The sequence below is a fragment of the Streptomyces sp. NPDC053750 genome, assembly GCF_044544295.1.
Classification (GTDB): Bacteria; Actinomycetota; Actinomycetes; order Streptomycetales; family Streptomycetaceae; genus Streptomyces.
Genome location: NZ_JBITXB010000001.1, coordinates 227,279 through 250,446, shown reverse-complemented (window position 1 = coordinate 250,446; position 23,168 = coordinate 227,279). Strand labels below are relative to the sequence as shown.

The 23,168-nt window shown below is 73.4% G+C and carries 23 protein-coding genes and 1 tRNA gene; 6 read left to right on the top strand and 18 right to left on the bottom strand.

What is annotated here, in order from left to right; all coding sequences use genetic code 11:
• Position 1 precedes the first annotated feature (1 nt).
• Genes ACIGO6_RS01125 through ACIGO6_RS01080 form a run of 10 tightly spaced genes read right to left on the bottom strand, consistent with a single transcriptional unit; the run spans position 2 to position 9,059 of the window.
• A complete protein-coding gene (locus ACIGO6_RS01125) occupies positions 2–229 on the bottom strand; it encodes a recombinase-like helix-turn-helix domain-containing protein (protein WP_399869740.1) in 228 nt (75 codons plus the stop codon).
• An 18-nt stretch (positions 230–247) separates the two neighbouring features.
• Positions 248–1,198 (bottom strand): PDR/VanB family oxidoreductase, encoded by a 951-nt coding sequence (locus ACIGO6_RS01120; protein ID WP_399869738.1) that lies wholly within the window; start codon positions 1,196–1,198, stop codon positions 248–250.
• A 14-nt stretch (positions 1,199–1,212) separates the two neighbouring features.
• Positions 1,213–2,844 (bottom strand): thiamine pyrophosphate-binding protein, encoded by a 1,632-nt coding sequence (locus ACIGO6_RS01115; RefSeq protein WP_399869736.1) that lies wholly within the window; start codon positions 2,842–2,844, stop codon positions 1,213–1,215.
• A 9-nt stretch (positions 2,845–2,853) separates the two neighbouring features.
• Positions 2,854–3,645: an SDR family oxidoreductase gene (locus ACIGO6_RS01110; protein WP_399869734.1), complete on the bottom strand. Its 792-nt coding sequence runs from the start codon at positions 3,643–3,645 to the stop codon at positions 2,854–2,856.
• Positions 3,646–3,688: 43 nt separating this feature from the next.
• Positions 3,689–4,441: an SDR family oxidoreductase gene (locus ACIGO6_RS01105; protein WP_399869733.1), complete on the bottom strand. Its 753-nt coding sequence runs from the start codon at positions 4,439–4,441 to the stop codon at positions 3,689–3,691.
• Positions 4,434–4,955, bottom strand: coding sequence for a cupin domain-containing protein (locus ACIGO6_RS01100; protein WP_399869731.1), 522 nt, complete (start codon positions 4,953–4,955; stop codon positions 4,434–4,436). The genes ACIGO6_RS01105 and ACIGO6_RS01100 overlap by 8 nt, the downstream gene beginning before the upstream one ends.
• Before the next feature lie 5 nt (positions 4,956–4,960).
• The gene (locus tag ACIGO6_RS01095; RefSeq protein ID WP_399869729.1) at positions 4,961–5,764 is read right to left on the bottom strand and encodes an alpha/beta fold hydrolase; all 804 of its coding nucleotides are present in this window, start codon (positions 5,762–5,764) and stop codon (positions 4,961–4,963) included.
• Entirely contained in the window at positions 5,761–6,573 is an 813-nt protein-coding gene (locus ACIGO6_RS01090; RefSeq protein ID WP_399869728.1) for an aspartate dehydrogenase domain-containing protein, read from the bottom strand. Before ACIGO6_RS01090 ends, ACIGO6_RS01095 begins: the two co-directional genes overlap by 4 nt.
• Positions 6,570–7,547 (bottom strand): VOC family protein, encoded by a 978-nt coding sequence (locus tag ACIGO6_RS01085; protein WP_399869726.1) that lies wholly within the window; start codon positions 7,545–7,547, stop codon positions 6,570–6,572. The genes ACIGO6_RS01090 and ACIGO6_RS01085 overlap by 4 nt, the downstream gene beginning before the upstream one ends.
• Positions 7,548–7,571: 24 nt before the next feature.
• Positions 7,572–9,059 (bottom strand): aldehyde dehydrogenase family protein, encoded by a 1,488-nt coding sequence (locus ACIGO6_RS01080; RefSeq protein ID WP_399869724.1) that lies wholly within the window; start codon positions 9,057–9,059, stop codon positions 7,572–7,574.
• 344 nt (positions 9,060–9,403) lie between these two features.
• On the opposite strand from ACIGO6_RS01080, the gene ACIGO6_RS01075 reads away from it, so the two are divergent.
• The gene (locus tag ACIGO6_RS01075; RefSeq protein WP_399869722.1) at positions 9,404–10,804 is read left to right on the top strand and encodes an MFS transporter; all 1,401 of its coding nucleotides are present in this window, start codon (positions 9,404–9,406) and stop codon (positions 10,802–10,804) included.
• 111 nt (positions 10,805–10,915) lie between these two features.
• Here the strand turns inward: ACIGO6_RS01075 and ACIGO6_RS01070 are convergent, their stop codons facing one another.
• The gene (locus ACIGO6_RS01070) at positions 10,916–11,890 is read right to left on the bottom strand and encodes a helix-turn-helix transcriptional regulator (RefSeq protein WP_399869720.1); all 975 of its coding nucleotides are present in this window, start codon (positions 11,888–11,890) and stop codon (positions 10,916–10,918) included.
• A 114-nt stretch (positions 11,891–12,004) separates the two neighbouring features.
• Here ACIGO6_RS01070 and ACIGO6_RS01065 point away from each other — a divergent pair, with 114 nt between their 5' ends.
• Both ACIGO6_RS01065 and ACIGO6_RS01060 read left to right on the top strand, forming a co-directional pair.
• Positions 12,005–12,370, top strand: coding sequence for a VOC family protein (locus ACIGO6_RS01065; protein ID WP_399869718.1), 366 nt, complete (start codon positions 12,005–12,007; stop codon positions 12,368–12,370).
• Positions 12,371–12,518: 148 nt separating this feature from the next.
• On the top strand, positions 12,519–13,634 hold the full coding sequence (locus tag ACIGO6_RS01060; protein WP_399869716.1) for an LLM class flavin-dependent oxidoreductase: 1,116 nt from the start codon (positions 12,519–12,521) through the stop codon (positions 13,632–13,634).
• Here the strand turns inward: ACIGO6_RS01060 and ACIGO6_RS01055 are convergent.
• Entirely contained in the window at positions 13,610–15,502 is a 1,893-nt protein-coding gene (locus tag ACIGO6_RS01055) for a putative bifunctional diguanylate cyclase/phosphodiesterase (RefSeq protein WP_399869714.1), read from the bottom strand. The two genes, ACIGO6_RS01060 and ACIGO6_RS01055, sit on opposite strands and share 25 nt — an antisense overlap.
• Positions 15,503–15,786: 284 nt before the next feature.
• Here ACIGO6_RS01055 and ACIGO6_RS01050 point away from each other — a divergent pair, with 284 nt between their 5' ends.
• Positions 15,787–17,097, top strand: coding sequence for a M6 family metalloprotease domain-containing protein (locus tag ACIGO6_RS01050; protein WP_399869713.1), 1,311 nt, complete (start codon positions 15,787–15,789; stop codon positions 17,095–17,097).
• Positions 17,098–17,232: 135 nt separating this feature from the next.
• Here the strand turns inward: ACIGO6_RS01050 and ACIGO6_RS01045 are convergent.
• From ACIGO6_RS01045 to ACIGO6_RS01025, 5 genes are all read right to left on the bottom strand, one after another.
• Positions 17,233–17,306: transfer RNA gene (locus tag ACIGO6_RS01045), tRNA-Lys, on the bottom strand.
• Positions 17,297–17,905 (bottom strand): bifunctional DNA primase/polymerase, encoded by a 609-nt coding sequence (locus tag ACIGO6_RS01040; RefSeq protein WP_399869711.1) that lies wholly within the window; start codon positions 17,903–17,905, stop codon positions 17,297–17,299. Before ACIGO6_RS01040 ends, ACIGO6_RS01045 begins: the two co-directional genes overlap by 10 nt.
• A 111-nt stretch (positions 17,906–18,016) precedes the next feature.
• Positions 18,017–18,367, bottom strand: coding sequence for a hypothetical protein (locus ACIGO6_RS01035; protein ID WP_399869709.1), 351 nt, complete (start codon positions 18,365–18,367; stop codon positions 18,017–18,019).
• 144 nt (positions 18,368–18,511) lie between these two features.
• Positions 18,512–19,243, bottom strand: coding sequence for a decarboxylase (locus tag ACIGO6_RS01030; RefSeq protein ID WP_399869708.1), 732 nt, complete (start codon positions 19,241–19,243; stop codon positions 18,512–18,514).
• Positions 19,240–20,076 (bottom strand): decarboxylase, encoded by an 837-nt coding sequence (locus ACIGO6_RS01025; RefSeq protein WP_399869707.1) that lies wholly within the window; start codon positions 20,074–20,076, stop codon positions 19,240–19,242. The genes ACIGO6_RS01030 and ACIGO6_RS01025 overlap by 4 nt, the downstream gene beginning before the upstream one ends.
• 189 nt (positions 20,077–20,265) lie before the next feature.
• Between ACIGO6_RS01025 and ACIGO6_RS01020 the strand changes: the two genes are divergently transcribed.
• Both ACIGO6_RS01020 and ACIGO6_RS01015 read left to right on the top strand, forming a co-directional pair.
• Positions 20,266–21,213 carry a D-2-hydroxyacid dehydrogenase gene (locus ACIGO6_RS01020; protein ID WP_399869705.1) on the top strand — a complete coding sequence of 316 codons (948 nt, stop codon included), beginning with the start codon at positions 20,266–20,268 and terminating at the stop codon, positions 21,211–21,213.
• 23 nt (positions 21,214–21,236) lie between these two features.
• Positions 21,237–22,646, top strand: coding sequence for an amidase (locus ACIGO6_RS01015; RefSeq protein ID WP_399869704.1), 1,410 nt, complete (start codon positions 21,237–21,239; stop codon positions 22,644–22,646).
• Here ACIGO6_RS01015 and ACIGO6_RS01010 read toward each other — a convergent pair.
• Entirely contained in the window at positions 22,627–23,121 is a 495-nt protein-coding gene (locus tag ACIGO6_RS01010; protein ID WP_399869702.1) for a DUF3830 family protein, read from the bottom strand. The genes ACIGO6_RS01015 and ACIGO6_RS01010 overlap by 20 nt on opposite strands.
• Positions 23,122–23,168 lie beyond the last annotated feature (47 nt).

Sequence of the window (23,168 nt, the reverse complement as noted above, 5' to 3'; positions counted from 1 at the left end):
GTCAGGCTCCCAGGCGGTGCATCTCGGCGCGGAAGGACTCCTCGGTCCAGGGCTCGCCCGTGGGCGTGCGCAGCTGGCGGGAGTTGAGGCCGTCGACCACGTCGGACAGTTCGTGACCGTCCTTGGTGAAGATGTCCTCGAGGGTGCGCGCGAGCTTGGTCTCGTACGGGGTGGGCTCGTGGTCGCGGGTCTGGTGGGGTTCCAGGCAGGGCCAGGTGGTCTCGGGCATGACGTTCTCCGTGGGTGGTCAGAGGTTCAGGACGAGGCGGTCCGAGGCGCAGCGCGAGACGCAGATCATCATCGTCTCGCCGGTGGCCCGTTCGGCGTCGCTGAGCAGGAAGTCGCGGTGGTCGGGGGTGCCGGCCAGCACGCGGGTCTCGCAGGAGCCGCAGATGCCGTCGCGGCAGGAGGAGGCGACGTTCAGCCCCGCGTTCTCGGCGGCCTCCAGGATGGAGGTGCCGGGGCCGACGTTCAGGGTCACGCCCGACGTGCGGCACTCGACCTCGAAGGCACTGTCGTCGCCGTCGTCGCGTGCCACGGCCGGGGCGGCGAAGCGCTCGGTGCGCAGCCGCCCTTCCGGCGCCGCCTCCTCGACGGCCTTGAGCAGCGGCTCGGGTCCGCAGCAGTACACCAGCGCGTCGGGCGGAAGGTCCGCGAGGGCGCCCGCCACGTCGATGTGCCCCTGCTCGTCCTGCGGTACGAGGCTCACCTCGCCGCCGCCGAGCGCGGCGAGCTCGCCGCCGAACGCCATCGAGGCACGCGTACGGCCTCCGTGCACCAGCCGGTACGGGATGCCGTCCCGTTCGGCGCGGCGGGCCATCGCCAGGATCGGCGTGATGCCGATGCCGCCGGCGATGAAGAGGTAGGAGGCGGCCGGTTCGAGGGCGAAGTGGTTGCGCGGCCCGGCCACCCGCACAGTCTGGCCGGGCCGCACCTTGGTGTGCACGTGGCGCGAACCGCCTCGTGACGCCGGCTCGTTGAGGATGCCGAGCCGGTACACACCCGTCTCCTCCGGGTCGCCGCACAGGCTGTACTGGCGGACGTGGCCGCCCACGTGCAGGTCCAGGTGGGCGCCCGGTGTCCAGGCGGGCAGGGGCTTGCCGTCCGGGTGGACCAGTTCGACGGAGAGGACTCCGTCCGCCTCCCAGGTCGTGCGGTGGACGAGGAGGTCCAGTTCCTGCTCTTCGGTGGCGCTCATGTCGGCGGGCCTCCCTACCGGGTGGGGATCTTGACGGGCGGGGTGAACGGGTTCTTCATCGGGCCGAGCGCGGCCAGGTCGACCTCGACGAGGGTCGGCCCGTCGGAGGCGACGGCCGCGTCGATCACCTTCGCGGCCTCGCTCGCGTCGCCGATCCGTGCGTACGTGAGCGCGCAGGCGGCGGCGAGTTGTGCGAAGTCCGGGGTGAACAGGTCGACGCCGGAGCGGCGTTCGGTGTAGGTCGCCTGCATGTTGCGCAGCACGCCGTACCCGCCGTCGTTGAAGACGATCAGCGTCAGGCGGGGCCGTTCCTGGGCGAGGGTGAGCAGTTCACCGAGGTGGACGGCGAGTCCGCCGTCCCCGGCGATGACGACGGTCGGCTCGTCGGGGCGGGCGAGGGCGGCTCCGATGCCCATGGCGAGGCCCTGGCCGATGCCGCCGCCGCGGGGGAAGACATTGGCCCGCGGGTCGTGGAGGGGCAGGAGGCGGTTGCCCCAGGCGGACGAGGGGATGGTGACGTCCCGGGCGACGACGGCGCCGCGCGGCAGGGCCGCGGTGAGGGCGTCGCAGATCGCGGCCTGCGGGCCGATGCCGTCGTGCAGCGCGGCCCGCACCTGCTCGCGCACCCGCCGGACCCGGTCCGTCCACTCCGCGTCGGCCCGTACGGCGGCCTCGGTGAGCCTCGGCAGGACCGCCCCCGCGTCGCCGTGGAGGGCGTGCCGGGCCGGGTACACGCGGCCGAGGGCGGCGGCGTCGACGTCGATCTGGATGTGCGCCTCGGGGAGGCGGAGCCCGTAGTCGGCGGTCTCGTTGGAGCGGAAGTGGGTGCCGACGGTGACCAGCACGTCGGCGTCCGCGAGGAGGGCGCGGGCGGCGGGCGTGGTGGCGAAGTTTCCGACGACCTGGTCGTGGTCCTCGGGGACGGAGCCCCGGCCGGAGTTGGAGGTGAGCAGCCCGGCGCCGGTCGCCTCCAGCAGGGCGAGGAGCCGGCCGCGGGCGGTGTTCGCGCCGCCGCCGGCCCAGATCAGCGGGCGTCGGGCGGAGGCGAGCAGGTCGCGGGCGCCGGCCAGCGCGGAGGCGTCCGGCACCGGAACCTCGACGGCGGGTGCGCTCTCCCCGTCGTCCTCCTGGGCCGCGTACTGGAGGTCGATCGGCCACTCCACGCTCGCGGGCCCGCCCGGCGCGGCGAGCGCGGCGGCGGACGCCTCGCGCAGGACGCGGCCGGCGTCCCGCTCGGACGTGACGGTCGCGGCGTACGTGGAGACCGCGGCGAGCATGCCGAGCTGGTCCTTGGTCTCGTGGATGAAACCGCGCCCGCTGCCCAGGTACGCCGACTCGACCTGGCCGGTGATGTGCAGCACCGCCGTCCCCGACGACAGCGCCTCGATCAGGGACCCGGCCGCGTTGCCCGCGCCGGTGCCGGTCGACGTGAGCGCGCAGCCGATCGTGCCGCGGGCCCGGCCGTAGGCGTCGGCGGCGTTGACGGCGCTCGCCTCGTGCCGCACCGGCACGAACCGCAGGTCGGGGTCGGCCTCGACGGCTTCCACCAGCGGCAGGTTGTGCACGGACACGATGCCGAACACGGTGTCGACGCCGAGGGACTTGAGGTGGGCGGCCAGGAGTCCGCCGCCGTGGTCGTAACGCATGCGTACTCCTCAGAGGATGCCGCGGCCGACTCCGCCGCAGACGTCGATGCTGGTTCCGGTGATGTAGGAGGCGCGGGGCGAGAGCAGGGAGACGATCGCGTAGGCGACCTCCTCGGCTCGGCCGAGCCGCCCGAGCGCGATGCCCCGGTCGGCGGCGATCTCCGCCTGCCAGTCCTCGTACGTCAGCCCGCTGTCCGCCGCGGCGTGGCGGCGGGTCCACTGGCCGGTGTCGACCAGGCCGAGGCAGACGGAGTTGACGCGGATGCCCTCGGGGGCGAGCTCGCGGGCCAGGGAGGTGGAGAGGTTGAGGATGCCGGCGCGGGCGGCACTCGTGGTGATCAGCCGGGTCTCGGGCTGCTTGGCGAGGACGGCGTTGACGTTGACGATCGCGGCGGCGTCGGAGGCGCGGAGGTGATCGCGGGCTGCGGCGAGCGGGTTCAGTACCCCCGTGAACTTCAGTTCCAGCTCGTCGCGCCAGTCGTCCTCGGTCGTCTCGTCGAGGGACTTCATCCGCGACTGGCCCGCGTTGTTGACGAGCCCGTCGAGACGTCCGCCGAGGTGGGCGGCGGCGCGCTCGGTGAAGTCCCGTACGGCGTCGGCGTCCCGGACGTCGCAAACTCCCGTGTACAGCCGGTCCGTACCGGCGCCGAGACCGGCCGCGGCCTTGGCGAGCCGGTCGGCGTCGCGCCCGCAGGTCGCGACCCGGGCGCCTTCCGCGAGCAGGGCGCGGACCGTGGCCAGGCCGATACCGGAGCTGCCGCCGGTGACCAGGACGGTGCGGTCGGCGAGGCCGAGATCCATGGGTACTCCTTGCAGACAGTCGTACTGAGGGGGCTGAGGGGGTTCAGTGCATGGTGAAGCCGCCGTTGACGGCGACCACCTGCCCGGTCAGGTAGCGGGACTCCTCACCCAGCAGGTAGGAGACGAGTCCCACCAGGTCGTCGGGGCGCTGCGGCCGGGAGACCGCGCGGTTCGCGGCGTACAGGGCGTGCCGCTCGGCCGGTACGGTCTGGGTCGCCTCGACCTCCGTCAGGCCCGGCGCCACCGCGTTGACGGTGATGCCCCGCTCCCCCAGCTCGCGGGCCATCGCCCGGGTGAGGGCGATGACGGCGCCCTTGGAGGCGATGTAGTGGGCGAGGCGCGGGGAGCCGTAGAGGGCCGCGTCGGAGGCGATGTTGACGATGCGTCCGGGGTCGGACATCAGGGGCAGCAGGTGCTTGGCGACGAGCCAGGGGCCGCGCGCGTTGACGGTCATCAGCCGGTCCCAGGTCTCGACGTCGATGTCCTGGAACTCCTTGCCGCCCACCCCGTTGGCGAGCGCCGCGTTGTTGACCAGCCCGTACACGGGGCCGCCGGGTGCGACGCGGGCGGCCAGCGCCTCGACGGAGGCCGGGTCGGCGACGTCCAGCGGGACGAACTCCGCCGCGCCGCCCGCCTCGCGGATCTCCGTCGCCGTACGGGAGCCCCACTCCTCGTTCAGCTCGGCGACCACGACGCGGTACCCGTCCGCCGCCGCCCGGCGGGCCATGGCCTCCCCCAGGCCACGGCCCGCGCCGGTCACGACGACCGTACGGCGCCCGGTGGCCGGGTCAGTCACGGGTGACGCCGTACAGCGGGGAGTACTCGGGGTACGTCGGCACCTGCGGCTTCCGGGTGCCGATGATCACGCAGAACAGCGCGTCCGTGTCGCCCTCGTTCTTCAGCGAACGGGTCACGCCGGCCGGCACCACGATCATGTCGCGGTAGCCGAGGGTGCGGTACTCGGTCTCGTCGGGGCCGCGGTGGATGCCGACGCGGACCTCGCCCTCCAGGACGAAGAAGGCCTCCTCGACGTCGTGGTGGGTGTGGGCGGGGCCCTCGGCGCCGGGCGGCAGCAGCATGTTGGAGAAGGTGAAGCCGCCGGAGGGGAGGATCCGGCCGTCGTTCTCGTGGTTGCCGGTCGCGCCGGAACCGACGTAGCGGATCTGCGCCCGCTTGTACTGCGGGCCCGCCTTCTCCTGGAAGGACAGGGTGCCCCAGTCCGGCTCGCGAGAGGCCTGGGAGGCGATCAGGGAGTCGGTGTACTTGGCGAGGTCCCCGCCGTTGTCGTACTCGGTGGTGGTCAGCGGCATGGTGATCAGCCCTTCATGGTGCGGGTGTTGGTGACGATGTGGAGGTGGGAGAGCAGCCAGGCGTTGAAGTGCTCGGGCTGCTCCTGGTTGGCCAGGTGACCGGCGTCCTTGACGATCACGTAGGCGGTCTTGTGCAGACCGCCGGCCAGGACCTGTGAGGCTTCGGGGCCGGTGACCCGGTCCTTCTCCCCGCACAGGACGAGGGTGGGCGCGGTGACGCGGGCGAGTTCGCCGCGCAGGTCGGTGCGGGCCATCGACTCGGCCGCCGACGCGTAGCCGGGCGGCCGGACCGAGTCGGCCATGGTGTCGACGACCCGCCGCACCAGCTCGGGCGGCGCGTCCTCGGACAGCAGCCGGGGGCCGCGCTGCTCCGCGAAGGCGCGCGGGCCGAGGTGCTCCAGTTCCGGGACCCGGGCGCGCATCGCGGCGGCCTTCTCGGGGCTGGTGCCGGAGCCGGGTGTGGAGTCGGCGACGGTGAGGGAGGCGACGAGGTCCGGGTGCCGGGTGGCGAGCCGCAGCGCGATCACGCCGCCCCAGGAGACGCCGACGACGTGGGCCTCGGTGCCGCGCGCCCGGACGACCTCGGCCGCGGTGTCGGCGTAGTCGTCGAGGGTCATCTCCTGCTCGGGGTCGGCCGACCTGGCGTATCCGGGGGCGTCCCAGGCGACCGTCCGGTGGTGGGCGGCCAGTGCCTCGGTCTGCGGGGCGAAGGCGGCGGACGAGGAGCCGATGCCGTGCAGGCACAGCACCAGCGGCCCGTCGTGCCCGCTCTCCTCCAGGTGCAGCCCGGCGAGGTCGTACGCGGTCACAGGATCTGCCCCCGGCGTCCGGCCAGGGCCGCGAGCGAGCGCAGCACGGCGTACGGGACGACCCTGCTGGTGGCCGGGTTGGCGGCGTCGGGGACGTGGCGGACCTCGAAGCGGTACGAGCCCTGCGGCCCGCTCGCCTCGATGACGTGGGAGGTGTGCGAGGCCGCCGGGTCGGCGACGACGCGGACCCGTACGGCGTCGAGGTCGCCGACCGCGAGCGCCACCGAGGCGGCGACGTTCGTCGACTTGGGGAACTTGACCGGTACGTCGCGTGCGGTGCCGGACATGACCTCGACGGGCGTGGTCGTGGACCGCAGCCGGGCGAGGGTCTCCTCGTCCATCCAGGGCTGTTCCAGGGTGGACGGCAGCTTGGTGGTGGTCAGCGTGACCTCGCCCAGCGGTCCCATGGCGCGTACGGCCTGGAGCAGGTCGAGGCCGCCGACCGCGCCGCCGGTGAAGTACACCCGGCCGGGCCCGGCGGCGAGGAGCCGCTTCGACAGGTCCTCGTCGGTCAGTGCTCCGGTGGACGCCACGAGCAGGTCGGTGCCGGAGGCGAGGATCGCCTCGCCCCATTCCCGTACGACGCCCTGTCCCGCGGCCTCGACGATCAGGTCGCAGGAGGCGAGGGCCTGCTCCACGGTGAGCTGCGGGGCGGGGACGGCGTCGCCGAGCGGGCGGTTGTCGACGATGCCTGCCAGCTCGGCCCCGGGGACCTCGCCCGCGGCGAGCGCGCCGCCGACGGTCCGGCCGATGGCGCCCCAGCCGATGAGGCCGACCCTGCGGGTGCGGGCGTTCACGGCGCTGCTCATGCCGCTGCTCCTTCCGGGCCGGTGACGGCGTCCACGGGCGGGGCGACGGGACTGCCGTCGGGCGTGCCCGTCATGTGGGCGCGGATCCGCCGCGACGGCGGGCCGGCCGTTCCCCACAGGTCGGAGAGCTCGGGGGTGCGCCGCCACACCTTGCAGATCCAGGTGTCCTCGACGACCTGGGCGACCTCGGTGGTGTACTCGCACACCAGGCCGGTCGGGTCGGTGAAGTAGGAGAAGGTGTTGTTGCCGGGGCCGTGCCGGCCGGGGCCCCACTCGGGGGTGATCCCGTGGTGCCGGAGCCGGCCGAGGCCGCGCATGAAGTGGTCGATCGAGGTCATCTCGTAGGCCACGTGGTTGAGGGAGACCCACGGCGCCTGGTTGAAGGCGATGCAGTGGTGGTCGGTGCCGCAGCGCAGGAACGCCATCTGGTGCTCGGACCAGTCGGAGACGCGCATGCCGAGGACGTCCCGGTAGAAGGCGACGGAGGCGTCGATGTCGGGGGTGTTGAGGACGGCGTGGGTGACGCCCACCGGCAGGGCCGCGTCCCGGCTGCGCTCGGTGACCGCCCAGGTTTCGGCGGACAGTTCGACGAGCCGTCCGTCGAGGTCGTGGAAGCGCAGCCCGTAGCCGCCGCCGACCTGGTCGAGGGGGCCGGGTTCGGTGACGAGCGTGATGCCGCGGGCCCGGAGCCGGCGGGCGGCCTCGTCGACCTCGGCGGGGGTGCCGAGCGCGAAGACGAGGCGGCCCAGGCCGATCCTCTCGGAGCGGGTCAGGTGCAGGGCGTGGTGCTCCCCGCCGGAGCCGCGCAGCCAGCTCGCGCTGTGTTCGGCCTCGACGACCTGGAGGCCCCAGACCTCCTCGTAGAAGTCGACGGCGTCGGCGAAGTTCGGGGTGAGCAGCTCGACCGAGCGCAGGGCGCGCAGCCGGCCGATCGGGGGGTGGGTCACGGCGGAACCGGTCGGGGGGTGGGTCATGGCGGAATCTCCCAGGGGGTCGGGTCAGTTGGCCCAGGGCAGGGGCGTGGTGTCGGTGCCCCAGTACAGGGACTTCTGCCGCTGGTAGGCGCGGATCAGGTCGCGGCCCTTCTCGATGCCGAGCCCGGAGTCCTTCATCCCGCCGAAGGGCGTGGAGATGGAGAACTGCTTGTAGGTGTTGATCCAGACGGTCCCGGCCTCGATCCGCCGCCCGAGCCGCCAGGCGGCCCGCGCGTCGCGGGTCCAGATGCCGCAGGCGAGCCCGTAGACGGAGTCGTTGGCCTGGGCGACGAGTTCGTCCTCGTCGTCGTAGGGCAGCGCGACGAGGACGGGGCCGAAGATCTCCTCCTGGCAGACGCGGGCCGAGTTGGGCAGGGAGTCGATGACGGTCGGCAGGTAGTAGGCCCCCCTCGCGTACGGCTCGCCCTCGGGCGCGGACCCTCCGCACAGCACCCGGCCGCCCTCTTCGCGGGCGAGGTCGACGGCCGCGGCGACGGCGTCGCGGTGGGCGTGGTGGACGAGCGGCGCGACCTGCGTGTCGGGGGACGTGCCCGGTCCGACGCGCAGCCCCCGGACCCGCTCGACGAGTGCGCCGACGAAGGAGTCGTAGCGCGAGGCGTGGACGAACAGCCGCGAACCGGCGATGCAGGACTGCCCGCTGGAGGAGAAGATCCCGTACATCACGCCCGCGAGGGCCTGTTCCGTGTCGGCGTCCTCGCGCACGATCGTCGGTGACTTGCCGCCCAGTTCGAGCGAGGCGGGGACGAGTTTGTCGGCGGCGGCGCGGGCGATGGCACGCCCGGTGGTGGTGCCGCCCGTGAAGCCGATCCGTCCGACCAGCGGGTGCCGCACGATCGCGTCGCCCACGATGCGGCCCTTGCCCGGCAGGACGGCGAGCAGTGCGGTCGGCAACCGCTCCTCGGTGAGGACCCGGTGGACGAGGCGCCCGAAGGCGAGGGAGACCAGCGGGGTCCACTCGGCGGGCTTGAGCAGGACCGCGTTGCCGCCGCCCAGTGCGGGGGCGACCTTCTGGGCGTCGGAGGCGATCGGCGAGTTCCAGGGGTTGATCGCGCCGACGACGCCGATCGGTTCGTACGTGCTCATCGTGACGTACGGGCCGCGCGAGGGCGTGAGCGCGTCCTCGGCCGTCTCCAGTGCGGCGGCCGTGTACCGGAAGGTGCCGGCGGCGCTGAGGGCGAGGGCGCGGGTCTCGCCGAGGGTCTTGCCGGTGTCGCGGGTCTGGAGGGCGGACAGCGCGTCGGCGTGCTCCTCGATCAGGTCGCCGATCCGGTACAGAACGCGGGCCCGCCGGTGCGGCGGGAGGTCCCGCCACTCGGGTGCGGCGGCTGCCGCCGCGGCGGCCCGCGCGGCCTCGTCCACGTCCTCCGCCGAGGCGGCGTGGAGGGTGGTGATGAGACTGCCGTCGGCGGGATCCACGGTGCGGATCGGCAGCCCGCCGCCGCGCCGCCAGCGCCCCGCGATGAGGATCTCGTCGGCTGGGATGCGCGGCATGGGGGCCTCCGGGAGGGGACGGTGCGGGAACTCGCGGACACGGCGGGGGCGTTGCCCGAACCGCTGTGTCTAGGCGCTAGAAATCTAAGGGCTTAACTAATTTGGCCGCAAGGGACCGGGCGCGATGAATTTTTTACGACGTCAGGAGTAAGGCTTGCCTAACCTCGGCGGGCTACCGGTAGAACTTAAGCCCTGAGACATTCAGCGCCTACATAAGCGGGGTCGGCGGCACCGTCCGCCCGGCCCGCTCCCGTCTCGTCCTCGCCGCACCTCTCCAGCCCTCATCGCCGCCCGGCACGCGGCTGCTCCGCCGTGCCGTGCGCCCCGAACCGGAGACCACACCCATGACGATCGACGCAGCCCGCGCCACCCCGGGCCGACAGGACGACTCGGCCGCGGTAGCGGCCTCCATCGGAGCCCGCTTCGAACGCCTGCCGCTGTGCCGCTGGCAGGTGATGGTCCGGCTCGTCGTCGGCGCCGTCACCTTCTTCGAGGCGTTCGACCAACTCCTGATCGCCTACGCGCTCCCCGACCTGCGCGACGAGTGGCACCTCGGCACGACGCAGGTCACCGCCCTGATGACCGTCGGCTCGATCGGCATGCTGATCGGCGCGCTGGCCTCGGGCAGGCTCGCGGACCGGATCGGCCGGGTGAAGGTCATCGCCGGCTGCATCGCGCTGTCCGGCGTCTGCAACCTGGCCCTGACCCTGTGCACCTCCCCCGAGCCGTTCATGGCGATCCGCTTCGTGCAGGGCATGGCCATCGGCGGCGAGGTGCCGATCGCGGCCACCTTCATCGCCGAAATCACCCGCGCCCACCAGCGCGGCCGCTTCGTCCTCCTGTACGAACTGGTCTTCCCGGCCGGTCTGACCGCGGGCGCCCTCCTCGCCGCCTGGCTGGTGCCGGTGCTCGGCTGGCGCTGGGTGTTCGGCCTGGCGGCCGTCCCCGGCCTGCTCTGCTTCGCCCTCGCCCGCTGGGTACCGGAGTCACCCCGATGGCTCGCCGACCACGGCAGGCACGACGAGGCCCTCGCGACGATGGCGTCGATCGAGGAGAAGGTCGAGCGGATCACCGGCGCCCCCCTGCCCGACCCCGCCCCGGCGCGACCCGCCCCGCCCGCGCCGCACAAGAGCGGCCTGCGCGAACTGCTGACCGGCAGGTACGGCAAACGCACGCTCGTCATCGGCCTGCTGTGGTTCACCGGCTACTTCGCGAACTACGGCATCACGTCCTGGCTGCCGACCATCTACGAGGACCACTTCGACCTCGAGCTGTCCACGGCGCTCCTCTACTCGACGGTGACGAGCTGCGCGGGTCTGGCCGGCTGTCTGATCGTCGCCCTCACCGTCGACCGGGTCGGCCGCCGCAACACGGTGATCTGGTGCATGGCGGCGGCCGCGCTCTGCCTGCTGCTCCTCGGCCTGGCGGGCGGCGACTCGGCGACGGGCGTCCTCGCCTGGACCTCCCTGGCCGCGGTCTTCCTCTTCGGCTCCAACATCTGCCTCTACCTCTACACGCCGGAGCTGTTCCCCACCCGGATCAGGGCCCTGGGCTCCAGCGTGGGCGGCGCGATGAACCGCCTGGGCGTCATCCTCGGCCCGATCGTGGTGGGCGCCATCTACGCGGGCGGCGCCATCGGCACGGTGTTCGTGACCCTGGCTGCCGTCGCCCTCGCGGGCTCGCTGTCGGCGGCGGTCGGGGCGGAGGAGACGAGCGGCCGGACGCTGGAGGACGTGGCGCCGTAGGAGCGCCGCGAGTCGGGCGGGTGGGGAGTCCCGACACGGCGAGGACAGAGTGGGGGAATCCGTCCTCGGGGGCTCATGTGAGCGGTGGGTGAACAGATTCGTCCGCGGTGTTCACGGCGTCGAGTGGTGGGTGTGAGCGATCCGGGCCGCGAGCCGCTGGATCAGCCGGCGGGCCGGCTCCGGGTCGACGACCTCGATGTGGTCGCTGAACTGGAGCAGTTGCCGCACTCCGTCCAGGTGGCCGTACGCCACGGTGATCTCGACCCGCCCGTCGTCGTCCCGCCGGTCGCTCACCGTCCGCATCCGGGTCCCCAGGATGCGGCGGGCCAGGTCGATGCTCCCTGCGTCGACACGCGCCGTCACGACGACGTGCTGTCTGCTCTCCAACTCGTCGCCCAAGTCCCGCGCCGTACCCACGAGGTCGGCGCCGGGCCGGAGCCGCCGGCCGGCGTCCAGCACCGTCCAGTCCCTCAGGCGGGTGAGGGCGAACATGCGCGGACGCCCGTCACGATCACCCACGAGGTACCACCGTCCGGCCCGCTCCACCAGCCCGTAGGGATCGACCACGAAGTCCTCGGCGGCCGCCGCGCCGCTGCGCCGGTAGCCGATCCGCAACCGCCTCCCCGTGCGCAGGTCCCGCACCAGCGCCGCGACGTCGGGCAGGGGTGCCGCCTCCCCGAACCAGGGCCGGTTGTCGATGGCGATCACGTCCGCCAGCGACAGCGGCAGGTCCTCCCGGGCCGGCGGAGGCGACCGGCGCGGCGTCAGCTTGCGCAGCGCCGACCGGGCGGCCGCCTCCCCGCCGACGCGACGGGCACGCTCGGGATCGAGCCCGACGGCCCGCAGCAGGTCCGCCTCGCCGGTCGTCAGCTTCGACAGGTCCGCCTGATCACCGGGCAGCAGGCTGATGCCGCCGTACTTGCCCCGCTCGGTGAAGACGGGAATGCCCGCGTCGACCAGCGCCCGCACATCGCGGAGCACCGTCCGCGTCGAGACCCCCAGCTCCCCGGCCAGCGCTTCGGCGGTGGTCCGCGGCTGCGCCTGCAGCGCCGCGAGAACCTCGATCAGACGCTGCGGCCGCCCCATGCGACGCCTTCCTCACTCGAACAGGCCAGTTGAACAGGACAGTCCCTGTCATGTTCCCACGCGAGGCTGACACCGACGGCCGGAACCGTCCGGCCCGAAAGGAGCCGGCCACCCGTGTCCGCACCCAACCTCTTCCTCGTCTACGTCACCGACGCCGAGCGCTCGACCGCCTTCTACTCGAACCTGTTCGACATGAAGCCGATCATGGTCACCCCGCGCTACATCCCGTTCGAGGTCGCACCCGGAGTGGTGTTCGCCCTCTGGAGCGGCCAGACGGACCGGCTCGGCCCGCAGACGCCGCGCACCTCGGAGATCGGCCTGATGCTCCCGGGCCCCGCCTCCGCCGTCGACGACCTCCACACCGCGTGGACCGCCAAGGGCGCCACCGTGGTCGAACCGCCGCACGACGAGGTCTTCGGCCGCACCTTCGTCGTCGCGGACCCGGACGGCAACCTGATCCGGGTGGCACCGGTCGACTAGCCGCGCGCGCCGGGGACGCAGGCCGTGGGCCTGCGTCCCCGGCGTCCGGCCGACCGCCTCCCTCGAGGCCCCGCCGGGGAATAACCGGAGGCTCCCTCCTGTTACGTCGCGCAGCGACCCGTACGTCAATCACAGGAGGCACCCCGCCATGGCCCCAGACGCCGCAGGCACAAGCGCCGCAGAGGAGATCCGGGGCACCGCCCACGGCACCGCACCCGTCCCGCTCTCCGTGCTGGACCTGGTGACCGTCGGCGCCGGTCGGACCGCCACCGACGCGCTGCGGACCAGCGTGGACATCGCCCGCCTCGCGGAGCGGCGCGGCTTCCACCGGTACTGGGTCGCCGAGCACCACTCGATGCCCGGCGTCGCCTCCTCCTCGCCCGCGGTGATCCTGGCCCACCTGGCCGCCCACACCGACCGCATCCGGCTCGGCTCGGGCGGCGTGATGCTGCCGAACCACGCGCCGCTCGTGATCGCGGAGCAGTTCGGGACGCTGGAGGCCATGGCCCCCGGCCGCGTCGACCTCGGCCTCGGCCGCGCCCCCGGCACCGACGGGGCGACGGCCGCCGCCCTGCGCCGCACCGAGCGCCTCAACGAGGGCGCCGACGACTTCCCGCAGCAGCTCGCCGAGCTGATCCGGTTCCTGGACGACGACTTCCCCGACGGGCACCCGTACCGCCGTATCCACGCCGTGCCCGGCCCCGTGCAGGCCACCTCGCCCGGGGGCGTGCAGTCGGCCCACCGGCCGCCGGTGTGGCTGCTCGGCTCCTCCGGCTTCAGCGCCCGGCTGGCCGGCACCCTCGGCCTGCCCTTCGCCTTCGCGCACCACTTCTCCGCGCAGAACACGATCCCCGCGCTGGACCTGTACCGGGAGTCCTTCCGCCCGTCCGCCGTGCTGGACGCGCCGTACGCCCTCATCGGCGTCTCCGCGCTCGCGACCGACGACGAGAAGGAGGCCCGCCGGCAGGTGCTGGCCGCCGCGCTGAACATGGTGCGGCTGCGCACCGGGCGCCCCGGGCTCGTGCCGACGCCCGAGGAGGCGGAGGCGTACGACTTCAGCCCGATGGAACAGGAGTTCGTCCAGTCCTGGAACTCCAACGTCATCCACGGCACCGCCGACGAGGTCCGCTCCGGCCTCGACGACCTCCAGAAGCGCACCGGCGCCGACGAGCTGATGCTCACCGCCAACGCCCACGGCGGCGACGTACGCCTGCGCTCCTACGAGCTGATCGCCGACGCCTACGGCTTGCCGGCCCCGGCCTGAACGCCGGCCGCCCCGGGCCCGGCGGAGCCCAGCAGCGCGGAGATGCGGTCCGGGGCCACCGGTCGGGAGTACAGCCAGCCCTGACCGGTGTCGCAGCCGATGCGGCGCAGGCGGGTCGCCTGGTCGGAGGTCTCCACGCACTCGGCGGTGACCGTCAGACCGAGCCGGTGGGCGAGCTGGACCATCGCCTCGACGATGACCTCGTCGGCCGGGCTCGCGACGGCGGCCCCGCCCCCGCCGCCGGGGGCCCCGCCGTCCGGGACGGCGTCGTACTGGAACCCCCGCACGAACGCGCCGTCCAGCTTCAGCACCGACACCGGCAGCCGGCTCAGGTAGGCGAGGTTCGAGTAGCCCGTGCCGAAGTCGTCGATGGCGATGTGGACGCCCATGTCGCTGAGCGCCTGGAGGGCCTGGAGCGGGCGGCCCGCCGAGCCCATCACCGCCGACTCCGTCAGCTCCAGCTGGAGCAGGTGCGGGGCGAGGCCCGTCTCCTCCAGGGTCGCCGCCACGTCGGCCACCAGGTCCGAGTCCCAGACCTGGCGGACCGCCACGTTGACGCTGACGAAGATCGGCGGGTCGTCCGGGTGGGCCAGCTGCCAGCGGCGGGCCTGCTCGCAGGCCGTGCGCAGGATCCAGCGGCCGAGCGGAACGATCGAACCGTCCTCCTCCGCCAGTGCGATGAACCGATTCGGCGCTAGTACGCCGAACTGAGGATGGTTCCAGCGGATGAGCGCCTCGACGCCCCGCACCCGGCCGTCCTCCATGCTCACCAGCGGCTGGTACTCCAGGGCGAACTCGCCGCGCTCGATGGCGGGGCGCAGCGTGGCGGCGAGGGCCTGGCGGGTCATGCGGTTCGCGTTGCGCTCGGGGTCGAAGAGCGTCCAGCGGGCCCTGCCGTCGGCCTTCGCCCAGTACAGGGTCGTGTCGGCGGCCTGCATCAGGGCGGTGGGCGTGGTGCCGGCGGTGTGGCGTTCGACGACGCCGACGGAGGCGGTGACCGAGAGGCGGCGGTCGCAGAGCTCGAAGGGTGCCTGGAGGGCCGTGAGGACCGATTCGGCGAGGTCGGCGAGCTGGTCGGTGCCCGTGGAGTCCTCCACCAGCAGGGCGAACTCGTCGCCGCCGAGCCGGGCCACCAGCGGGGCGCCGGAGCGGGCCTGGGCGGCCTCCTCCGCGCACCGGGTGAGGCGCTCGGCGACGGCGGCCAGCAGCCGGTCGCCGATGCGGTGGCCCAGGGTGTCGTTGACGGCCTTGAAGCCGTCCAGGTCCAGGTAGCACAGGCCGATCCGGCCGGTGCCGCCGTGCTCGTACGACTCCGCCTCCAGCGCGGCGGTCAGCCGCTCGAAGAACAGGGCGCGGTTGGGCAGCCGGGTCACCGGGTCGTGCATCTGGAGGTGGCGCAGCCGGGCCTGGAGCTCGCGCCGGGCGCTGATGTCGGCCACCGACAGGAGCAGGCCCGGCCCGTCCCCGGAGTCGGCCAGGGGCTCGATCGTCACCTGCGCCCACAGCGAGTGCCCGTCGGCCCCCTTCAGACGCCGGGTGCAGCGCAGTCGGCGCCGGTGACCCCGCAGGACCTCGCGGTAGGCGTGCCAGGTGCCGGCGTCGGAGGCCAGGTCGACGAGGTCGGCCGCCGCGGTGCCGGCCAACGCGGCCGGGTCGGTGCCGAGCAGGGTGCCCAGCGTGTCGTTGGCGCTGACGACCAGGCCCTCGGCGTCGACGACGGCCATGGCGAGGGGGGCGGCCGTGAACGCCGAGCGGTAGGTCGAGGGTCCCGTACACGTCGTACGAGGAGCCAGGTCGTTGTCACTCTCCGTGACAGTCGGTCGGTCGAGGCCTGCCACGGGCGCCGGCCCTTCGGAGGTTCCGTTCACCGCTCGCTCCCGCAGTGCCTCGATCTCTGTTCGTGCTCTGTTCGTGCAGGAAAGTGTGCCGATCATAGAGGCTGGCAAGAGGCCCTTCCAGCCGCCGTCCCGCGTTCGGGACCCGACACCCCCTCCGGCAGATCGTTTCTGCTCACACCTGGACGGGTTCTTCAGGCCCCCGACCAGTTGTGACGTTCCGTGAATGACCCGGGGATGTCGGCGGAGAGGCCCTTGGCGGAACTTCGCGCGACTCACCCATCCGGTGCAGGCGAACAGGGCGCAGTACGACAAACATGCACAAGCTGGGTGCGGCGTCCCGTCAACCGCACCCGGAGGTCCCTGTGCCCCGCCGGCTCCCCCTGAGGCGACTGCGCAGTACGGCGGCGGTGTGCACCACGATGTCGGCGCTCGCCGCGACCTCCCTGATCACCGCCCCCTCGGTCGCCGAGCCCTTCTCCCCGGAGCCCTGTGCCCTGCGACGCGCCGCGGTGCACCACTCCGAGGGTCTGGACACCTGGAACGCCGCCTATCCGCGGCCCACCCGCCCCCTGGACGCGGTGATGGTCTTCCTCGCGTTCCCCGACTCCCAGCCGCTGACCGGGCCGGACGAGCTGGCCGCCGACCACTTCCCGGCCACCACGCGCTTCTTCCAGCGCGCCTCCTACGGCAGGTTCACGATCCACCCGCACCCGCTGCCCGACTGGATCACCATGCCGCGCCCGTCCACGGCGTACGCCATACAGCGCGACTGGGGCCCCGAGCACCGGGCCGCCTATCTGCGCGACGCGCTCGCCACCACCGACCGGCACGTCGACTTCTCGCGCTACGACGTCGTCTACTTCGTCGCCGACCCGGACGCGCCCGGCGTGGACTCCGACGCCACGAAGGTCGTCAACCTGGACACACCGATGCGCGCCGACGGCACCGACATCCGGCGGGTCGTCACGGTCTTCGAGAACCATCCGCCCGACCGCCTGGTCCTGGCCCACGAGACCGGCCACGTCTTCGACCTGCCCGACCTGTACCACCGGCCCGAGGACGGCAAGGGCGACTGGGACACCCACGTCGGTGACTGGGACCTGATGGGCAGCCAGTTCGGACTGGCCCCGGATCTGTTCGGCTGGCACAAGTGGAAGCTGGGCTGGCTGGACCCCCGGCAGGTGGCGTGCGTCCGGGGCAGCGGGCCGACGCGGCTGACCCTGGAGCCGCTGGGAGCGGGGCCGGGGGTGGTGGTGACGGGCGCCGCGGGGGCGCCGTCCTTCGGGCTCGGGCGCGGTACGAAACTGGCGGTGGTGCGCACCGGCGGGGACACCGTGCTCGCCTTCGAGGCGCGGGGCCCGGTCGGCAACGACGCCGCCGCCTGCCGGCCGGGGGTGCTGGTCTACCGGGTGCACAGCGGGGCCGCCTCGGGGGGCGGCCCCGTCGAGGTGATCGACGCCCACCCGGACACCGAGGCCTGCTGGGACGACTCGGTCTACCCTCCGCTCGCCGACGCCCCGGTGGCCCTCGGCGAGAGCTTCACCGTGCCGGGCGAGGGCGTACGGGTGGAGGTGGAGGGACGAACGGTGTCGGGCGCGTGGACGGTGCAGGTCACACCGGGGTGAGCCGAGGGAGCCCAGGGCGCGGTGACCGGGGGGTGCGGGTGGCGAAGCCCCCGCCACGCGCGGCGCAGCCGCGCAGAAACAACGATGGCGAGGCCGGTTCGCGCTTTCCGCGAACATGCCTCGCCATCGACAACGTGCGCCGCCAGGGACTCGAACCCCGGACCCGCTGATTAAGAGTCAGCTGCTCTAACCAACTGAGCTAGCGGCGCCTGCTGACGTCGTAGACCTTAGCACTCTGGTCGGGGGGAGGAAAAATCGAAATACGGACGGCAGCACGGGCGGCTCGTACGGCGGCCCAGAGCAGGATTTCCGGGCCCGGCAGCCACGGCCTGCGCGTGTCCGGGGCCACCAGCCAGCGCGAACCGGAACCGGCGGACGCACCCGCGGGGGCCGGTACGGTCACCGCGTCCCCCGCGCCGTGGCACAGCAGCGGCGGCACCGCACCCGTACGGCCGCCCGCCCGGCCCCGCGCGCTCCACTCCTCCCACTCCAGCAGCGACGGCAGTCGCTGGGCCGTGCCCGGCGCGGCGAACAGCAGCATCCGGCCCCGGAACTCCGCCACGGGACCCGACCCCGGGCCCTCGTCCCACATCCGGTCCAGCATCCGGCGTCCGAAGATCGCGGGCACGCTCACCACGTCGAAGGCGATGCCGCAGGGCAGGACGACCGGGGCCTCGGGCCGCTCCTCCCAGAGGGCGAGCGTGCTGCGCGGGTGGGTGGCCGCCGAGGCCAGCCAGGCGGCGCCGTCCGCGGTGACGTCCGCGACGCCGGGGGTGACGTGGAGGGGGGCGTGGTGTGCGCTGCTCATGTCCCCAGGTCTACCGGGTGTGAGCGAGCGGCTCCGCCCGGTTGCGGGAAACCGGGACAGGGGCGAGGAGAAGGGAGTATCTTGCCCAGCCGCCTGGCATATGCGGGCGAGCTACTCGGTCTCGCCGCCTCCGCGCATCAGGTCCCGGCCGAACTCCACCATCTTCTTGGCGTAGTCCTCGGTCCACTCGGCCCGTCGGCCGATGTCCGCGGCCGTCAGCCGGTCGAACCTGCGCGGATCGGCCAGCTGGGCCGCCGCCATCGCCTGGAACTCCATCGCCCGGTCCGCCGCCGCGCGGAAGGCCTGCGTCAGCTCGGTCGCGCGGTCCAGCAGGGTCCGGGGGTCGTCGATCGATTCGAGGTCGAAGAAGTGCTCCGGGTCGGCGGCCGCCTCCGCCGGCTCGAAGAGCAGGGGCGCGGGGCGTAGCCGCGGCTGGTTCCGACGCGGCGTGGGCTCCGCCATGTCTTCTCCTCCTCGTACGTCACGAACGACCCCCCGGTGGAGTGGGCCACCGTCCATTGTCTCGCGCCCACGCAAGAGGCCCCGCTCCCCGCCGTACGTACGTTCGCTCGACCGTGTGCCGCCGTGGCTCCGTGGCTCCGTGGCTCAGACCTGGACCAGCGGCTCCCGGGTGAACAGCGCCCCGAGCTCCGGCGCGTTCACCCGCCGGTCGGCCAGCCTGAGGGCCTCCCAGACGGTGACCTGGTTCGCGGTGAGGACCGGTTTGCCGAGCTCCTTCTCCAGCACCGGGATGTGGGCGGCCGTGTGCAGGGCCGTGTCCGGGAGGAGGACCGCCTCCGCGTCCGGGCGGTCGGCGGAGCGGGCCAGGGCCAGGACCTCGGTCTCGGTCCAGGTGCCGACCTCCGCCGCCGTGATGATGCCGGAGCTGACGACGGCGACCGTCTCGATGCCGGCGGCGCTCAGGAAGTCAGCGAAGAGCCGGGCCACGTCGTCCGGGTACGTCGCGCCGATCGCCACCCGCCGCACGCCGATCTCCCGCGCCGCGTGCACGAAGGCGAAGGAGGTGGAGGAGGCGGGCAGGCCCGCCGTCCGGGCCAGGCCCCGCACCTGCTCCTGGGCGCCCTCCCAGCCGTGCACGAAGCTGCCGCTGGTGCAGGCCCACACCACGGCGTCGGCGCCGGCGAGCCGCAGCTCCGCGGTGCCCGCCGCGAGCCGCTGCGGCGAGCCCATCTCGCGCAGCGCGTCCACCCGGTGCGCGTCCTCGCCGATGTCCGTGTGCACCAGGTCGACCCGGATGTCGCTGCCCAGGAGCTGCTCGATGCGTGGGTAGTCGTCCTCGCCGGAGTGGCCCGGGTACAGGAATCCCAGTGCTGTCATGTCCACCCTTCCTGCTGCGGTTCGTTGCCGGGAACTTCCGGAGCTTCCGGCAGTACGGGGCCGGCCGTACCCGGCACCGCGGGGCCGGTGCGCGCCGACGGGTCGGTCAGCGCCTGGTACGGCCCCACGGCACGGGTACCCAGTCGGCGCAGCGCCGCCCACATCGTCACTTGGTTGGCCGAGATCACCGGCATCCGCAGCTCGGCCTCCAGCTGCGGGATGACGTCGTAGGTGGGGAGGTTCGTGCAGGAGATGAACAGGGCGTCCGCGGTCCCAGGGCGCGGTACCGCCTGCCGCGCCATCTCCGCCAGGTCGCGGTAGGGGACCTTCCAGATGTGGCGGGTCAGCCCCATGAAGGCGCAGCCGGTGACCGTGACGCCGGCTTCGGCGATGTACTCCTCCAGCGCCCGGGTCACCGACACGGTGTACGGCGTCACCAGCGCGACCCGGCGTACGCCCAGTTCGGCCAGCGCGTCCAGCAACGCGCCGGAGGTGGTCACGGACGGGACCGCGCCCGCCCAGGTCATCGCCTGGCACATGGCGCGCTCGCCGGCGATGCCGCCGACGAAGCTGCCCGACGTGCAGGCGTAGGCGACGACCTCGGGCGCGATGGCGGTCAGGGTGCGCACCGCCTCGCCGAGCGTCTCGTGTTCGCTGACCAGCCGGGCGAGGTCCAGACTGACCTCGACGGGCACGTACGGGGTCCGTGTCATGTGCAGCGAGACCTCGTCGGGCACCCAGCGCCACAGCTCGCGGTCGAGTGCGAAGTCGAACGGGGCGACGACGCCGACCCCGCGCTGCGGAGCCGGTCCGCCGAGAAAGGAGATGTCCATGGCCACGCACCGACCTCACGCTGGGAGAGGGGAGGACAACGCACCGTACGCACGGCCGTGTTGACGAAGGTAGGTTCCGGTGCGAGCGTGGTCAATCCGCCCGCGTCACTCCCAGGTCAACAGCCGGTTAACTCCACCGTCAACCACCCGAAGCGCCCCCGCGCGCACGCCCCGGAGACACGCCTGCCGATGAGTACGCCCACCCTCCTCGTCCTGGACGCCGAGCCGCTCCCCCGTCTCGGCCGGCTGACCGGCCGGGCGCGGATCGAGCACGCCGACGAGACGACCCTCGCCGAGCGGCTGCCGTACGCCGATGTGCTGCTGGTGTGGGACTTCACCTCGCACGCGGTGCGCCGGGCGTGGCCCGGTGACGGCCCGCGCCCGCGCTGGGTGCACACGGCGAGCGCGGGCGTGGACCATCTGATGTGCCCGGAACTGGCCTCGTCGGACACGGTGGTGACCAACGCGCGCGGCGTCTTCGACCAGCCGATCGCCGAGTACGTCGCCGCGCTCGTCCTGGCGATGGCCAAGGACCTGCCGACGACGCTTCGGTTGCAGGGCGAGCGGACCTGGCGCCACCGCGAGACGCTGCGGGTGGCCGGAACCCGCGCCTGCGTGGTCGGCTCCGGGCCGATCGGGCGGGCGATCGCGCAGACGCTCAAGGCGCTCGGCATCACGACCGCGCTCGTCGGCCGCACCCCCCGCACCGGTGTCCACGGGCCCGGCGAGCTGGACCGGCTGCTGGCCCGCGCCGACTGGGTGGTCGCCGCGGCGCCGCTCACCGACGACACGCGCGGCATGTTCGACGCCCGGCGGTTCGGGGTGATGCAGCCCTCCGCCCGGTTCGTGAACGTGGGGCGCGGACAGCTGGTCGTCGAGGGCGACCTCGCCGAGGCGCTGACCAGGCGCTGGATCGCGGGTGCCGCCCTGGACGTGTTCAGCGGCGAGCCCCTGGCGCCCGACAGCCCGCTGTGGCGGGTCCCGGACCTGATCGTCTCGCCGCACATGAGCGGGGACACGGTCGGCTGGCGGGACGAACTGGGAGCGCAGTTCGTGGAGTTGTTCGAGAGCTGGGCGGCGGGCCGGCCGCTGGCGAACGTGGTCGACAAGAAGCGCGGATACGTGCCCGGACACTGACGTTCCAGGAAGCGGGAGGGTGCATGACCGACCTCACCGAGCTGACGGCGGTACAGCTCGTCGACGGTTACCGCAAGGGCGAGTTCAGCCCCGTGGAGGTGACCCGCGCCGTGCTGGAGCGGGCCGAGCGGATCCAGCCACGGGTGAACGCGTTCGTCCGGCTGACCGGCGAGGAGGCGCTGGAGCAGGCCCGGCGGGCGCAGGAGCGGTGGCGGCGCGGGGAGCCCTGCGGGCGGCTGGACGGGGTGCCGGTCACGGTGAAGGACATCCTGCTGATGCGCGGCCACCCGACCCTGCGGGGCTCCCGTGCCGTCTCGCCGGACGGGCCCTGGGGCGAGGACGCGCCCTCCGTCGCCCGGCTGCGTGAGCACGGCGCCGTGTTCATCGGCAAGACGACGACGCCGGAGTACGGCTGGAAGGGCGTGACCGACTCCCCGCTGAGCGGCATCACCCGCAACCCGCACGACCCCTCCCGTACCGCCGGCGGTTCCAGCGGGGGCGCGGCGGCGGCCGTCGCGCTCGGGGCCGGGCCGCTGGCGCTCGGCACGGACGGCGGCGGAAGCGTGCGGATCCCGGCGTCCTTCTGCGGGATCTTCGGCCTGAAACCGACGTACGGCAGGGTGCCGCTCTACCCGGCGAGCGCGTTCGGCACGCTGGCGCACGTCGGTCCGATGACCCGGGACGCGGCGGACGCGGCGCTGATGCTGGACGTCGTCGGCACGCCCGACGCCCGGGACTGGTCGGCGCTGGGGCCCGCGCCCGGGTCGTACTCCGAGGCCCTGACCGGCGGGGTGCGGGGGCTGCGGGTGGCGTACTCGCCGTCGCTGGGCGGTCAGGTGGCGGTGCGTCCGGCGGTGGCGACGGCGGTCCGGCGGGCGGTGGAGCGGTTGGCGGAGCTGGGGGCGTACGTGACGGAGGCCGACCCGGACTTCGCGGATCCGGTGGACGCCTTCCACACACTGTGGTTCAGCGGGGCGGCGCGCGTGGTGCAGCATCTCGCGGCGGGGCAGCGCGAGCTCCTCGACCCGGGGCTGCGGGAGATCGTGGGGGCCGGCGCCCGGTACTCGGCGCTGGAGTACCTGGCCGCGGTGGACGTGCGGATGGAGCTGGGCCGCCGGATGGGCCGCTTCCACGAGACGTACGACCTGCTCGTGACGCCGACGCTGCCGGTCACGGCGTTCGAGGCGGGGGTCGAGGTGCCGAAGGGCTCGGGGCACCGGCGGTGGACGGGGTGGACGCCGTTCACCTATCCGTTCAACCTGACCCAGCAGCCGGCGGCGACCGTGCCGGTGGGGGCCGACGGGGACGGGCTGCCGATCGGCCTGCAACTCGTGGCGGCCCGCCACCGGGACGACCTGGTCCTACGGGCCGCGCACGCGCTGTACGAGGCGGGCGCCGCGCCCACCTCCGCCCCTACGCCCGCCGGAAGCTGAGCGTCTCCCCCGCCGCCCCCGTGCGCCACAGGTCGTTGCAGGCCTCGGCCATCGCGTCGAGGCCCTCGACGACCTGGCCCCAGACGGTGCCGGGCACCCAGCCGACGTCTCCGTTGAGGAGCAGGTTGTTGCGCTCGTAGAACAGGGCCAGGTCGACGAGCGTCGTGCCGGCGCGGACCTCGCGGTCGTAGCCGTACGCCTTCGTGCCCAACTCCGCGCCGGCGAAGGCGAAATAGCACAGGTCGCCCGGAATGGGAGTCACGGTCGGATTCTCCAGGGGCGGTTCGGATGCCGCGAAAGGCGGAAAAAGGGCGTAGATCTCATTGCGGGCGTATTTGGCGTGGTATACGTCGCCGCCCAGGGGAAGCGCGTCCCAGACCGCCGCGCAGGTGATCGGGGCCCGGTCGTCGAGCAGTTGGGCCGTGCACGTGATTCCGCGGGTGACCAGCGAGACTTCGATGTAGCGATCAGCCATGCCCTCCATGGCAGTGCCCGGCGCCGTCCCGGTCAAGGGTGCCGGGC

Excerpts from the sequence above, each read along its gene's own strand:
- ACIGO6_RS01025 (WP_399869707.1), bottom strand. The coding sequence starts at position 20,076 with ATGGACATCTCCTTTCTCGGCGGACCGGCTCCGCAGCGCGGGGTCGGC.
- ACIGO6_RS01070 (WP_399869720.1), bottom strand. The coding sequence starts at position 11,890 with ATGGGGCGGCCGCAGCGTCTGATCGAGGTTCTCGCGGCGCTGCAGGCG.
- ACIGO6_RS01035 (WP_399869709.1), bottom strand. The coding sequence starts at position 18,367 with ATGGCGGAGCCCACGCCGCGTCGGAACCAGCCGCGGCTACGCCCCGCG.
- ACIGO6_RS01060 (WP_399869716.1), top strand. The coding sequence starts at position 12,519 with ATGGCCCCAGACGCCGCAGGCACAAGCGCCGCAGAGGAGATCCGGGGC.
- ACIGO6_RS01010 (WP_399869702.1), bottom strand. The coding sequence starts at position 23,121 with ATGGCTGATCGCTACATCGAAGTCTCGCTGGTCACCCGCGGAATCACG.
- ACIGO6_RS01080 (WP_399869724.1), bottom strand. The coding sequence starts at position 9,059 with ATGCCGCGCATCCCAGCCGACGAGATCCTCATCGCGGGGCGCTGGCGG.
- ACIGO6_RS01085 (WP_399869726.1), bottom strand. The coding sequence starts at position 7,547 with ATGACCCACCCCCCGACCGGTTCCGCCGTGACCCACCCCCCGATCGGC.
- ACIGO6_RS01110 (WP_399869734.1), bottom strand. The coding sequence starts at position 3,645 with ATGGATCTCGGCCTCGCCGACCGCACCGTCCTGGTCACCGGCGGCAGC.
- ACIGO6_RS01115 (WP_399869736.1), bottom strand. The coding sequence starts at position 2,844 with ATGCGTTACGACCACGGCGGCGGACTCCTGGCCGCCCACCTCAAGTCC.
- ACIGO6_RS01030 (WP_399869708.1), bottom strand. The coding sequence starts at position 19,243 with ATGACAGCACTGGGATTCCTGTACCCGGGCCACTCCGGCGAGGACGAC.
- ACIGO6_RS01040 (WP_399869711.1), bottom strand. The coding sequence starts at position 17,905 with ATGAGCAGCGCACACCACGCCCCCCTCCACGTCACCCCCGGCGTCGCG.
- ACIGO6_RS01100 (WP_399869731.1), bottom strand. The coding sequence starts at position 4,955 with ATGCCGCTGACCACCACCGAGTACGACAACGGCGGGGACCTCGCCAAG.
- ACIGO6_RS01075 (WP_399869722.1), top strand. The coding sequence starts at position 9,404 with ATGACGATCGACGCAGCCCGCGCCACCCCGGGCCGACAGGACGACTCG.
- ACIGO6_RS01120 (WP_399869738.1), bottom strand. The coding sequence starts at position 1,198 with ATGAGCGCCACCGAAGAGCAGGAACTGGACCTCCTCGTCCACCGCACG.
- ACIGO6_RS01125 (WP_399869740.1), bottom strand. The coding sequence starts at position 229 with ATGCCCGAGACCACCTGGCCCTGCCTGGAACCCCACCAGACCCGCGAC.
- ACIGO6_RS01015 (WP_399869704.1), top strand. The coding sequence starts at position 21,237 with ATGACCGACCTCACCGAGCTGACGGCGGTACAGCTCGTCGACGGTTAC.
- ACIGO6_RS01050 (WP_399869713.1), top strand. The coding sequence starts at position 15,787 with ATGCACAAGCTGGGTGCGGCGTCCCGTCAACCGCACCCGGAGGTCCCT.
- ACIGO6_RS01090 (WP_399869728.1), bottom strand. The coding sequence starts at position 6,573 with ATGAGCAGCGCCGTGAACGCCCGCACCCGCAGGGTCGGCCTCATCGGC.
- ACIGO6_RS01020 (WP_399869705.1), top strand. The coding sequence starts at position 20,266 with ATGAGTACGCCCACCCTCCTCGTCCTGGACGCCGAGCCGCTCCCCCGT.